The organism is Clostridium disporicum, from assembly GCF_001405015.1.
GTDB classification, from domain to species: Bacteria; Bacillota; Clostridia; order Clostridiales; family Clostridiaceae; genus Clostridium; species Clostridium disporicum_B.
Genome location: NZ_CYZX01000003.1, coordinates 72,376 through 85,973, shown reverse-complemented (window position 1 = coordinate 85,973; position 13,598 = coordinate 72,376). Strand labels below are relative to the sequence as shown.

Sequence of the window (13,598 nt, the reverse complement as noted above, 5' to 3'; positions counted from 1 at the left end):
TGGGGGTTAACATGGATATAAACTTAAGAAAATTATCATTAGAAGATAAAAAGGAATATTGGAATAGTGGGTTTAAAAATCAAGATGAAGAAGTGATGTATTATACTGGGACAACAAATAATCCAACTGAGGAACAAATATGTAATTATATAGACAGAGTAGTAAAAGATGATTCAAGGGAGGATTATGTTATTTGTGATTTAAATAATAATATTTTAGGTGAAGCTGTGTTAATGGAAATAGATGATGATAATAAGAGCTGTCATTTTAGAATAGCTATATTTAATAAAGAATCATTTGGAAAAGGAATTGGATATAAGGCAACAGTAGAAATATTAAGAATTGCATTTGAAAAGTTAAAATTACATAGAGTAGAGTTAGAAGTTTTTGACTATAATCTAAGAGCAAAGAAAATGTATGAAAAAGTAGGATTTAAGGTTGAAGGATTAAAAAGAGATGGAATATTTATAGATAATCAGTATAGAGGTATATACATAATGTCTATACTTGAGGATGAATATAGAAAAATATTCAGTTAAAATCTATATAAATTTTACGAAAAATTTCTGTACATATTAGTTAAGGTAATGTACAGAAATGTAAGCTATAATTAGGATTATAAAAATAATAAGAAATAATGTAGCTTATTATGGAGGAATAGTGATGATAAAGGTATTGTTAGTTGAAGATAATGAGAAGATTAGTGAGAATATATTAGAGTATTTTAAAGATGAAATGGATATTAAAAATGTATATAACGGAAGAGATGCTATTGATTATTTAGAGCTATATGATTTTGATATAATTATTTTAGATTTAATGCTTCCTGAAATAGATGGAATGGGAGTATTAAAGTATATGTCTAAAAAAGGTATAGACACAGCAGTTATAGTTCTTACAGCAAAGGAAGAGCTTGGAGATAAGCTTAAAGCTTTCAATTTAGGGGCAAATGATTATCTAACAAAGCCATTTTATATGGAAGAGCTTAAAGCAAGGATAATTGCAATATTAAAGAGTGTAGGAAAAATAAAAAGTTCAAATATGCTTCAGTTTAAAGACATGGAAGTTAATATGAAGACTAAGAGGGTTTATATTAAAGGCAATGAAATTGATTTAAATGAGAAGCTGTATAGTTTATTAGAATATTTAATAATGAACAAGGGTGTACTATTATTTAAGGAACAGATATTTGATAATATTTGTGGATACAATAGTGATGCATCAACTGAAATAATAGAAGTTTATATGAGTAGACTTAGAAAAAATTTAAGTAAATACGGATATGATAAATATATTGTTACAAAGAGAGGTATGGGGTATTTAATGGACGAAAGCATTGAGGACTAACTATGATGAAGAAAGATATATTTTTAAAGACCAAGAGGAAAGTAATAATTTTGAGTTTATCTATAGTATTTATTTGCTTGTTAATATTTGCGATAATCACTAAAACTTTATATACTTCTATAGTATTTAGTCATATAGATCAACAGCTTATGAATGAGAGAAATACTTATAGCAATGCAATGAATACAGGGAGAGATGTAAGAGAGTGGAGAGGTATACCTAAGCTACCACCTAATATTATTATGATAATACAGACTGGTAATGGAGTTGCATTAATGAATCAAAATTACTATTTTGACTCTGATAATCTACCAGTTTTTCCTGATAACTCTGAAGATGAAATAGTGACTTTAACCTTTGGGGAATATACATTTAGAGGAATAAAATTTAAATTTAATGATTTAGTTGTATCATTATTAATAAATGTAGATTCAGAGATACAGTCTGTAAATCAGCTTATGAGTTCAATAATATTAAGTTTTGTTATACTAATTATAATAGCACTTGTATTATCTTATTATCTTTCTTCAAAGATAATGAAGCCTGTTAAGGAGGCTTATGATAAGCAGGTATTTTTTGTTCAAGATGCATCCCATGAGATGAGAACACCTCTTGCAGTAATAAGAGGGAAGCTAGAACTTCTTGCTAATAAGTGGGGAGATACTATTGATAATAATTTTGAACATATATCAAAAATGATGAGTGAGGTAAGAGGTTTAGAAAAGCTTAATAGTGATTTACTATTACTATCAAAGGAAGATGTTGATGGAAGTATTAATATAACAGAATTTTCTTTAAATGATTTTATTACAGATTTAAGTGAATTCTATATTGATTTAGCTGAAATTCAAGAGAAGACCTTTGAAGTAAAAACAGTAGATTCTGATTTGAAAGTGAGCTGGGATTACAATAAAATTAAGAGAATGATAATTATCTTAATCGAGAATGCTTTTAAATATACTGGTGATAATGGTAAAATTCAACTTAGTTTTGAAGATGCAGGAAAGAATATAAAAGTAACTGTTAAAGATAATGGGATTGGTATAAAGGAAGAAGATCAAAAGCGTATTTTTGATAGATTCTTTAGAAGTGCTGATGTGAGAGTTAAGAATATAAGTGGTAGTGGAATAGGATTAAGTCTTTTAAAATCTATTTCTAAAACTTTAGATATTAAGGTTAAATTAACTTCAAAAGAATTGGTTGGAACAGAATTTACTTTATTAATTCCTAAATCAATAAAGTAATGATAACTTAGATTAAGTAAAAATATAAACTCTATGCAAAAGAGAATTGATGCTGTATACGGTACAGATAAATTCTGCGTAGAGTTTTTTATTTATGTTAAGTTAATGTTAAGATTCATCTATTAGAATGAAATAGAAATATATGGAGGTGGGTTAATAATGAATGATAAAAAGACAAAGTATATTTTAATTACATTAATTATTATATGCTTAGCTTTAATTGGAGTATATTTAGTTAAATTTAATCCAAATACTGAAAATGGTTATGGAAATATACAAAATGTTGATACTGTCTTAGATAAAGATAATATTACAAATATTAATATTGAAATTGCTGATAGTGACTGGGAGGATTTAAAAGAAAATGCAACAGCAGAAGAATACTATGAGGCAAATGTAACAATAAATGGAGAGACTTTTTATAGTGTAGGGGTAAGAGCTAAAGGAAATTCAAGTCTTAGTAATATAGCTAAGGATGATACTACAGATAGATATAGTTTAAAGATTAAATTTGATAAATATGTTGATGGTCAAACATACAATGGAATAGAAAAATTAGCTTTAAATAATAATTATCAAGACCCTACATACATGAAGGAATATTTATCATATGAGATATATGAATCTTTAGGGGTTCCAACTCCAGAGTATTCTTATGCAAGTATAAGTATAAATGGAGAGCCATGGGGATTTTATCTTGCTATAGAAGATATTGATGAAAGATATATAGAAAAATATTATGGTTCAGTAGAGGGAAATCTTTATAAACCTGAAACTATGGATTTGAATAATAATGATATGGGGCAAAAAGGTGAAGAAATGATAAAGCCTGATTTCCAAATGAATGAAGATATAGGTGGAGAGTCAGCAGCATCAAATAGTAATTCACAAGGAATGGATGGCAATATGCAAAGTATGCCTGGAAACATACCTGAAGGAATGGAAGGAAATATGCCAAATATTCCAGAAAATATACCTGAAGGAGTGGAAGGCAACGTTCCTACTGATATGCCTGCTAATATGGAAGGAGTTATGTTTAATGGAACAACAGAAAATGCTGAAGGTAATATGATGCAAGGAATGCCAGAAAATCTTCCAGAAGGAATTCCAAATGATATGCAGGGTAATAAGCAAGGAATGATGGGCGGATTTAATAAAGGAAATAATGGGGGTGCAGATCTTAAATATATAGATGATGATATAGTAAGTTATTCAACAATAACTGAAAGCGCTGAATTTAAAACTACAACAGAAGCTGATTATCAAAAGATTGTAGATATGATAAAAAACTTAAATAAGGGGGAAAATCTTGAAGAGTATCTAAATGTAGAAGAAATATTAAAATACTTTGCAGTAAATACGTTTTTAGTTAATTTAGATAGTTATTCCGGTGGAATGTATCATAATTATTATCTTTATGAAAGAGATGGAGTATTTGAAATGCTGCCTTGGGACTTAAATATGTCCTTTGCAGGATTTGGTGTTAATAATGCTAGTAGTGCAGTAAATTTCCCAATTGATTCACCAGTAACAGGTACATTAGAAGATGCTCCTTTAATAGGGAAGTTATTGGAAGTTGATGAGTATAAAGAATTATATCATAGCTATCTAAATCAAATTATAGAAAATTATATAAGCAATGATGGCTTTAATAATTTAGTAACTAAAATTGATAATATGATTAAAGATTATGTTAAAGAAGATGTGACAGCTTTTTATAATTACGATGAATATGAAAGTGCAGTTTCAGAGTTAAGAACATTTATGCAAGATAGATCATCAAGTGTAATTGCTCAACTTAATGGTGAACAGCCTTCAACAGAATATGGTACTATCGAAACTACTGTTGATTTATCAGTATTAGGTGGTCAACAACAAATGGGTATGGGTGGAAATAAAGGTGGAATGTTCGATATGAATAATATCCCAGGAAATATTGATGGACAAAATATCCCACAAATGCCAACTGATATGAATGGAGAAAATCTACCACAGATGCCGACGGATATGAACGGTGCAAATATTCAGCAGATGCCACCAAATATGAATGGGGTTAATATGGAACAGCAGCCCAATATAAATACTAATGATATGCAACAGAATATTGAAGGTGAAGTTGGAAATAGTCAGTAATAGAGTGGAGATAATGAAAGTGGTAAGCAAATAGAAACAAATTAAATCCAACATATATTCTATCTAATAAGGATATTTTTAAAGGAAATATATGAATATTATCCAAAAACACCTTGAAAATCTATGATTAAGCTTCATTAAAATACAAATATTTCAATATAGACCAGTAGTTGCCAGTTATAGGATGTAGACTAAATATCTGTAATAATAGTAAGATAGTTTAGTATTTAATAATTATGGTAATATATTAGAAACAGAGAATTACAATTTGTAATATGGGCACTTAGAATATATAAAGTCAGCAGTGCAACCGGCTAAGATCTAATAAGTTTTAGATCTTAGCCGGTTTTTTATTTTACCATAAATAGAAAGGGAGAAAGCTATGAACAAAAGATTAAAAAATCAAATACTAAGTAGTATTTTGATGGTTATGTTTACATTTGGATTTATTATTCCAGATATGAAAACAGTATATGCAAATATGCTTACATATTTGCCAGAAGGATTTTCAAGTATTGCTATAGGTAGCAATGCAGAAGGAAATGCTTATTATGATAATAATACAAAACAATTTAATATAGAAGGAACAGGGGGATACGTAGGTAAAGACAAAGGTGCAACTGATAGCTATCAATTTGTAAGTTATAAAGTTGAAGGAGATGCAACTATTGTTGCAAGACTTGCAGATTTTGATATGAGTAGTGCAACTAGTGGGCAAGCTGGTGTATTTATTCGTAGCACTAATAATACTGATAATGCAGATTATTTTGGTGTGTACGTAGAACCAAGTTTAGATGGATATAGATATGCTTATAGAGATGTCTCTGATGCCAACTCAGAAAAGGGTGGTACAGGAGCAGAAACTATTGAAGGAATAACTTCAAATGATAAGAACTTATATATCAAGTTAGTTAAAAAGAGAAATGATTTTAAATATTTCATCTCAGATGATGTAACTTTCCCGGCTGATAAGACTTTGATGAAAGGTCAGGAAATTATAAGTGATAATGATGAATGGTATGTTGGATTTGCAGTAAGCAACGGAGAATCAGATTCAAATACCATAGCTAATTTTGATAATATCTCAATAACCGATGCTACAGGATTAGTTTTTGATAGTAATACATTTACGACACCTGTAGATAGAGGTATTTTACCAGAAGGTTTTGTAAATAGTAGCATTGGAAATGAAAACAATACTTCATATGCTAATTTTGATAAAGAAAATAAGAATTTTACAATAGAAGGTTCAGGAAATTTAATAGGTAAAGATAATGGAGTAACTGATAATTACCAATTTGTTAATTATGAAGTTGAAGGTGATGCAACAATTACTGCAAGACTTGTAGATTTTGATATGAGCAATGCACCTAAAGGACAAGCTGGAGTATTTATTCGTGGTAATAATACAACTAATAATGCGGATTATTTTGGAGTATATGTAGAACCAAGCAAAGATCAATATAGATATGCTTATAGAGATAATGCTCAAGGCAAAACAGGTGCAGCAGCTATTAGTGGTTTAACAGCTTCAGATAAAGGTAAGTACATAAAAATAGTTAAACAAGGAAATAACTTTAGTTTATATATTTCTGATACAAGTGACTTCTCTAATGTTAAGCCTATAAATCAAGGCGTTACATCTGATAATAATACTTGGAATGTAGGATTTGTAGTAAGTAATGGTGGAAGTGAATCTCCAGCCACAGCTACATTTGATAATGTAAGAATAGAAACTGCAGATAAGGTTTATTATGATTCAACGATAGATATTATGCCTGTTGATACAGTAGAAAATGTAAAAGCTGTAGCAGGTGACTCAAAGGTTACTTTATCATGGGATAATGTTGAAGATGCTACAAGCTATATAGTAAAAAGAGCAACATCAGTAGATGGAAACTATGAAGAGATTGCAATAGCTTCAGAGAATATGTATATAGATAATAATGTAAGTAATTATTATAATTACTACTATGTAATAGTTGCTACAAACGAAAAAGGAATAAGTCATAATTCACAAGTAGCAAGTGCGATGCCTAATAATAGTAATCCACTAAATCTTCAATATGGAAAAGATGCTGCTAAATTTACTATTACAGAAAAACCAAATGATACAGTATTTGATTCTGTTATAAAAATAGCTGGTTATACAGATAAAGATGGAACTATAACAATAGAGCAAAATGGTAAAGTATTAGTAGATTCAGAAGTTAAAGCTGCTAATGAAAGCTTTGAACAAGTGCTAAACTTGAAGCTTGGAAGAAATACTATTAATATATATCAAACAACAGAAGATTGTAAGAAAACATTAAAAAGCTTTAATATAGTAAGATTAAGTAAAGAAAATGTTAATATGATAGTAGACAGTAATTACAGCGGAAATGATGGAGATACTGTTGAAGGTATAAAAACATATAAGACAATTTCAGCTGCAGTTAATGCTGTAAGCACTAAAAATGAAGAGCGTGTTGTTATATTTGTTAAGAATGGTATTTATAAAGAAAAAACAATAGTTCAATCACAATATATAAGTATAATAGGTGAAGATAGTGAAAATACTGTATGGACATATGATGTTGCTAATGGGACTATCAATCCTGAAACAGGTAAAGCATATGGAACAAGTGGAAGTGCAAGTGTGACAGTAAAATCAAAAGCTATTGGATTTACTGCAGAAAATATTACTATAGCAAATGAATTTAAAGAACAAGGTAATAATAATGAGCAAGCAGTTGCTTTAAATAACCAAGCAGATCAAAGTATTTTTATAAATGTTAGACTTATTGGTAACCAAGACACATTATTAGCTGATGCAAGTAGTTCAGTGCCAGCAAGACAATATTACTACAAAAGTTATATTGAAGGTGATGTTGATTTTATTTTTGGACGTGCACAGGCAGTATTTAATGATTGTGAAATAGTTTCTTTAAACAGAAATTCAACAAGTAATAATGGATATGTTACAGCAGCAGATACATGGGATAAAGATGCGTATGGATACTTAATAATAAATTCAAGATTATTAGGGGAAGAAGGAATTGCAGATAATACAGTTTCTTTAGGTAGACCATGGAGACCAAGTAGCCAAACTCAAAAAATGACTCCAGCAGTAACTTATGTTAATAATTATATGGGAAGTCATATAACTGCTAAAGGATGGGAAGACATGGGAGCAGACTCTTTAGCTGTAGACTCACGTTTCTTTGAATTTGGAAACTTTGGACTAGGAGCAAAATTAAGTGAAACAAGAAATCAATTAACTGTTGAAGAAGTTAAAAATTATGAAATGAATAATGTATTTGCTAAAAATTCAGCAACGACTAATGGCAATGATGCATTTACTTTTGATTGGATACCAACTTCTGTTGAAGCAAAGGTTAATATTGAAACATTATATGGAATTTTTATTCCAGTAACTTCAATAGCATTAGAGGAAAAAGAAGCTACGTTAAAGGTTGGAGAAACATCTACTATTAATGCTTTAGTAGGACCGGAAAATGCTTCAGAAAAGACTATAACATTTAAAACAAATGATGAAAATGTAGCAATTGTTGATGAAAATGGAGTAGTTACTGCAGTAGCTGTTGGAACAAAAACTATAACAGTATCAGCAGGAGATATTTCAGAGGAATATTCAGTAACTGTATTACCTTCATTAACAGTTATGAACAAAGTACCTGTAATAACAGCAGATGATGTAACTATTAAGGTTGGAGACAATTTTGGTGCAATGGAAGCTGTAACTGCAAATGATAAAGAAGATGGAGATATAACATCAAATATCGAAGTAGTAGAAAATACAGTAGATACAGCAAAAGCTGGAGAGTACAAAGTAGTATATAAAGTTACAGATAGCCAAGGAGCATCAGCAACTAAGGAAATAAAGGTAACAGTACTACCTATATTAGTAGGAATGAACAGTGTACCAGAAATAGTAGCAAAAGATATAACTATTAAGGTAGGAGATAACTTTGATGTAATGGAAGATGTAACTGCAAATGATAAAGAAGATGGAAATATAACATCAAATATCGAAGTAGTAGAAAATACAGTGGATACATCAAAAGCTGGAGAATACAGAGTAGTATACAAAGTTTCTGATAGTCAAGGTGCATCTGTAACTAAAGAGATAAAGGTAACAGTAGAAGTAGTAGATGAAGTTGTTGAAGATAACAATAATGGAAATTCTAATGGTAATGCTGCAGATGATGAATCTGTTGATGACTCTGTAAATGGATCAACTGATAATGTAGGTGGAAATACAACAGAAAATAATTCTAATAACTTACCTAATACAGGTGGAACGTCTGCTGTAGCAGTAGGAGGAATAGCTCTTCTATTAATAGTTGCAGGGGTATTCTTATTTAGAAAAAAAGACAAAAAGTAAAATTATAAAAAAGGCGATAAGTTATGTAAGAAAATCATAGCTTATCGCTTTTTGCTATAACTTTTTTAGTATAATAATTATAGGACAAAAGAAAGCCTAAAAAATCGGGAAGCCAATCTTTTACGATGATAATATTAGATTAACGAAATGAAGAGGGGGTAAAATTATGGAATGGATTGAAAGTATTAGAGAAGCTATTTCTTATATAGAAGATAATATTACAAAGGATTTATCCATAGAAGAAATTGCAGATAGAGTAAATATTTCTCCTTTTTATTTTCAAAAAGGATTTGGAATGTTATGTGGCTATTCATTAAGTGAGTATATTAAAAGAAGAAGACTTTCGCTTGCCGGCAGTGATGTCTTATCTACTAATGAAAAAATAATAGATATTGCAATAAAGTATGGATATGATTCTCCAGATAGCTTTACTAAAGCTTTTACAAGATTTCACGGAGTTACACCATCTGCTGTTCGTAAAGAAGGTGCAATGGTAAAGTCTTTCGTTGCCCTTAGAATCAAATTTTCATTGGAAGGTGGATATATTATGGATTATAAAATTGTTGAGAAGGATGAGTTTAAGGTTATAGGAGCATCTAAGAAATTTAAGTATGAATCTGCATTTATGGAGGTTCCTTCATTCTGGAATGAGCATATTTCACAAGGAAAATTAAAGGATATTTGTGGAATGTATGGTATTAACATTGATGAAAAAATGAGTGGAGATGAATTTGAATATCTTATTGCAGAGGATTATTCTCAAGAGAAAGATGGAATGGAAGGATATATAGTTAAAACAATTCCTAAGTTTACATGGGCTATTTTCCCTTGTTATGGACCAAGTCCACAGGCAATTCAGGAAGCTAATAAGAAAATATTCTCAGAGTGGCTACCGAATGAAAGAGAATACACTATTGCAGCAGGTTATAATATAGAAATGTATAATGACCCAAGTAAGTATGAAAAGGGGATCTTAGATAAAAATTATTATAGTGAAATTTGGATTCCAGTAAAGAAAAAATAGATATTAATTATATAAGATATATATATAAGCAGAAGTAGTTAAATGTAGGAGGATATTCTAACATTATACGGTTATTTGAAAAGCAAATGATAAAAGAGGAACATCTTCCGTAATGGCTGGAGCTATGACAGTTTTATTAATAATAGTAGGATTCTATTTATAAGAAGAGTTAGAAAGTAATATTATAGTATAAAAGAGGCGATAAGATATGTTTGTTTAACGTAGCTTATCGTTTTTTTATTTAGTTTAGATACACAATATTTTCATTTAATAAATATATCATAAAATATGGAGTTGTTTACAACTCAACAAATTGTTGATATATTTTAAATTGTTGATAATTCAACAAATTTTAGACGTATTGAAAGGTGAAAATTATGAGGAAATCATTTATATTGACAAATATTATTGTGCTAATTTTTATATTAGTTTTTGATGTTTGTTATATGTTTGGTGGTGGATTACCTGCTAAATCTATTGCTAGTATTATGTTTGTTGGAGCAGGAGTTATAAATTTAGTATACTGTTTTAAGAATAAAAATAACTTGAAATTTCCGATATGGATGATAGTGGCTTTAGTATGTGCTATGCTAGGAGATATATTACTTGTACTTAATTTCTATCTTGGTACAGCAGTATTTGCTCTTGGACATATATTTTATCTAGTATCTTACTGTATGCTAGAGACCATTAACATTAGAGATTTAATATGTGGTATTTGTATTTCATTGATTTCAGTAACTATTATATTATTTACTCCATTTTTAGATTTTGGAGGTTCTTTAATGCAAAGTGTGTGTTGTACTTATGCTATTATTATTTCATTTATGGTTGGTAAGGCAATTTCAAATTTATTAAAGGAGAAGAATCAGGTTAATATCATAGTTGCAATAGGAAGTATATTATTCTTTATATCAGATTTTATGTTGATGCTAGATTTGTTTGGAGGTATTTCAGTTGCTTCTTATTTATGTCTTAGTACATATTATCCAGCTCAATTTTTACTTGCAATGTCACTATTTATATATGCTTGTGTTAATTCATCAAAACAAGAGAAAAATAATAGTATGTCAAAAGCTTCTTAAAATGAAAGGAATGGTATTACTATGATTGAAGTTATAGAGCGTTTCGAGTCATTTACAACTTCTGTTGCAAAAGCATATAAGTGTATCCAAAAAATTAAGCTTGCTGAAACTAAGCGTATGGGATTGAAACCAAGTCATGTGATGTGTATGTACTATCTTGGTAAGAATCCAGAAGGACTTACAGCTACAGAGTTATGCAAATTATGTATTGAGGATAAGGCAGCTGTATCAAGAACAATTGTTGAGCTTACTAAAAAGGAATTTGTAAAATATTCTGAGACATATCCTAGTCGTAAGTATCGTACAAGAATTATACTTACAGAGGAAGGTAAGGAAATAAATAATCAGATAAATGAAGCCATAGCTAAGGCAGTTACTAATGCTTCTAAAAGTTTAGATGAAGATGAACGAAAAAACTTTTATCGTGTTTTCTTCTATATTACATATAATCTTGAGATGATTTGTGATTCATACTTAAATGAAAAATAAAATGAAAAAGCACAACTATTCTTAAAGGGATAGAGTGCTTTTTTTTATAAATATAATCAATATAATTATTATATTAATAATATATTTGGGCAAACTATATATCAATTAATATAACTATATAGAAAGATAGTGATAAAATGGAAGGAAAGATTAGCTCAAGAGTTTGGGACTATATATCAACTATTTTAATAATTATAAATGGAGTTATATGTATATTTTTTCATGAAGAAATATACAAATGGCTAACAGATGTATGTGCTATAGTTTTATTAGTAAAAGGTGTAGTTAAGCTTATAGAAGGAATTAAAGAGGACCATCATAAAGATTTAAATGGAAAGAAATTTGAAGTAGCTCTTGTAATGATAGCTTTTTCAATAGCAATATTAATAAAGCAGAATGATGCATTTGTTGTAGTAGTTATATTCTGGGGATTATTAGGACTAAATAAATCTGCAAATTATTTAAATGAGGCGTTATATAAAATTCATAAAAAAGAAGGAGGTATTGTAGCTTTATTGAAAGCAGTTATTGAATTTACCTTATCTATTTTATTAATTTTTGATCCCTTAGGAAAAGCTTTAGAACATATTGTTATATTAGGTGTTGAATTAATTATTGAAGGTATATTTGAAATTATAAAAATACATTCTGGAGAAGAGGAACTAGTTTGATTAATATGTACTAAAAAAATAAACAAACATTCTTTAAGCAGTATTATATTTATAGTATCTGATACTTTAAATGAAGCATAGACTACTTATGTATTAAAAATAAAATATGATAGAATTAATTGAAAAAAGGGACTGTATCAAAATTAATTTTGATACAGTCCTTAAATATTATTAAAAATAAAATAAACTTTCTTTTGGAAACTTTACATTTATTATATCTGATATTTTAAAGTTAAGTTTCTTTTTATCTAAAGAAAATCTTATTAAATCTCCAGTCTTTAGATTAGGATTCTTTATGTAAATAGTATAATCAAAAGGATTTTCAATTATATTTTCTACAATAAATGGATAAGAGTTTACTTCGTCATCAGAAGTTGATAACTCTATATGATGAGCTCTTATTCCTACATAGCTAATATCAGCATCTAAAGAAGAATTAACAGTATACTCATACCCCCAGCTTTCAGCATAAACTTTATTAGGTGAAGTAGCTTTTGCAGGTGATATATTTTTACAGCCTGTTAGTTTAGCTTCAGCATATGATTTAGGTGAGTTAAATAACTCTAGCTTATTTCTATTGTTTAAAGCAGTTCCTTTATCAAAAACTATTATATTATCACATACCCTGAAGGCTTCCTCTATATCATGGGTAACAAATATAACATTTCCGTTATAATCCTTTAATATAGACATAAGTTCCTTTTCCATAGAGTGTTTTAAGTGATGGTCTAAAGCTGAAAAGGGTTCATCTAAAAGTAAGATTTTGGGTGAGATTACTAAGGCTCTAGCTAAAGCAACTCTTTGTTGTTGTCCACCTGATAATTGCCAAGGATAATGTTTTTCTAATCCTCCAAGGTCAAGACGTTCTATATATTCTTTACACAATTTAGATTTTTCGTTGCCTTTTAGATTTCCTAAACCAATTTGAATATTTTCAGATACAGTCATATTAGGAAAGAGCGCATAGTTCTGAAATAGAAATCCTACTTGTCTTTTTTGTGGTGATAAGTTTATTTTCTTATCTGAATTATAAAACTCAGTTCCATCAACGATAATTTTACCTTTAGTAGGCTTATCTAAACCAGCTATAGTTTTTAAGGTAAGGCTTTTACCGGAACCAGATGCTCCTAGAAATCCAAGGACACCTTTATCTTGATTTACCTTAACTTTTAAATCAAATGTAGGAAGGTGCTTTTCAATATCTATTAATAATGACAT

At 29.1% G+C, this 13,598-nt stretch carries 10 protein-coding genes; 9 read left to right on the top strand and 1 reads right to left on the bottom strand.

Annotated features, from left to right (window positions below; all coding sequences use genetic code 11):
- The first annotated feature begins 11 nt into the window (after positions 1-11).
- From ARA56_RS02740 to ARA56_RS02700, 9 genes are all read left to right on the top strand, one after another.
- Positions 12-539 (top strand): GNAT family N-acetyltransferase, encoded by a 528-nt coding sequence (locus tag ARA56_RS02740; protein ID WP_055263703.1) that lies wholly within the window; start codon positions 12-14, stop codon positions 537-539.
- A gap of 124 nt (positions 540-663) precedes the next feature.
- Positions 664-1,347 (top strand): response regulator transcription factor, encoded by a 684-nt coding sequence (locus tag ARA56_RS02735; protein ID WP_055263701.1) that lies wholly within the window; start codon positions 664-666, stop codon positions 1,345-1,347.
- A gap of 2 nt (positions 1,348-1,349) precedes the next feature.
- On the top strand, positions 1,350-2,591 hold the full coding sequence (locus ARA56_RS02730; RefSeq protein WP_055263699.1) for a sensor histidine kinase: 1,242 nt from the start codon (positions 1,350-1,352) through the stop codon (positions 2,589-2,591).
- Between the two features lie 156 nt (positions 2,592-2,747).
- Positions 2,748-4,724 (top strand): CotH kinase family protein, encoded by a 1,977-nt coding sequence (locus ARA56_RS02725; RefSeq protein WP_148315733.1) that lies wholly within the window; start codon positions 2,748-2,750, stop codon positions 4,722-4,724.
- A 382-nt stretch (positions 4,725-5,106) separates the two neighbouring features.
- Complete coding sequence (locus tag ARA56_RS02720; protein ID WP_055263695.1) at positions 5,107-9,111, top strand: pectinesterase family protein; 4,005 nt, start codon at positions 5,107-5,109, stop codon at positions 9,109-9,111.
- Between the two features lie 166 nt (positions 9,112-9,277).
- Entirely contained in the window at positions 9,278-10,135 is an 858-nt protein-coding gene (locus ARA56_RS02715; RefSeq protein ID WP_055263693.1) for an AraC family transcriptional regulator, read from the top strand.
- A 377-nt stretch (positions 10,136-10,512) separates the two neighbouring features.
- Positions 10,513-11,220, top strand: coding sequence for a lysoplasmalogenase (locus tag ARA56_RS02710; protein WP_055263691.1), 708 nt, complete (start codon positions 10,513-10,515; stop codon positions 11,218-11,220).
- Between the two features lie 21 nt (positions 11,221-11,241).
- Positions 11,242-11,709 (top strand): MarR family winged helix-turn-helix transcriptional regulator, encoded by a 468-nt coding sequence (locus ARA56_RS02705; RefSeq protein WP_055263689.1) that lies wholly within the window; start codon positions 11,242-11,244, stop codon positions 11,707-11,709.
- 137 nt (positions 11,710-11,846) lie between these two features.
- Entirely contained in the window at positions 11,847-12,380 is a 534-nt protein-coding gene (locus ARA56_RS02700) for a DUF308 domain-containing protein (protein ID WP_055263687.1), read from the top strand.
- A gap of 171 nt (positions 12,381-12,551) precedes the next feature.
- Here ARA56_RS02700 and ARA56_RS02695 read toward each other — a convergent pair whose 3' ends face one another.
- Positions 12,552-13,598, bottom strand: coding sequence for a sulfate/molybdate ABC transporter ATP-binding protein (locus ARA56_RS02695; protein ID WP_055263685.1), 1,047 nt, complete (start codon positions 13,596-13,598; stop codon positions 12,552-12,554).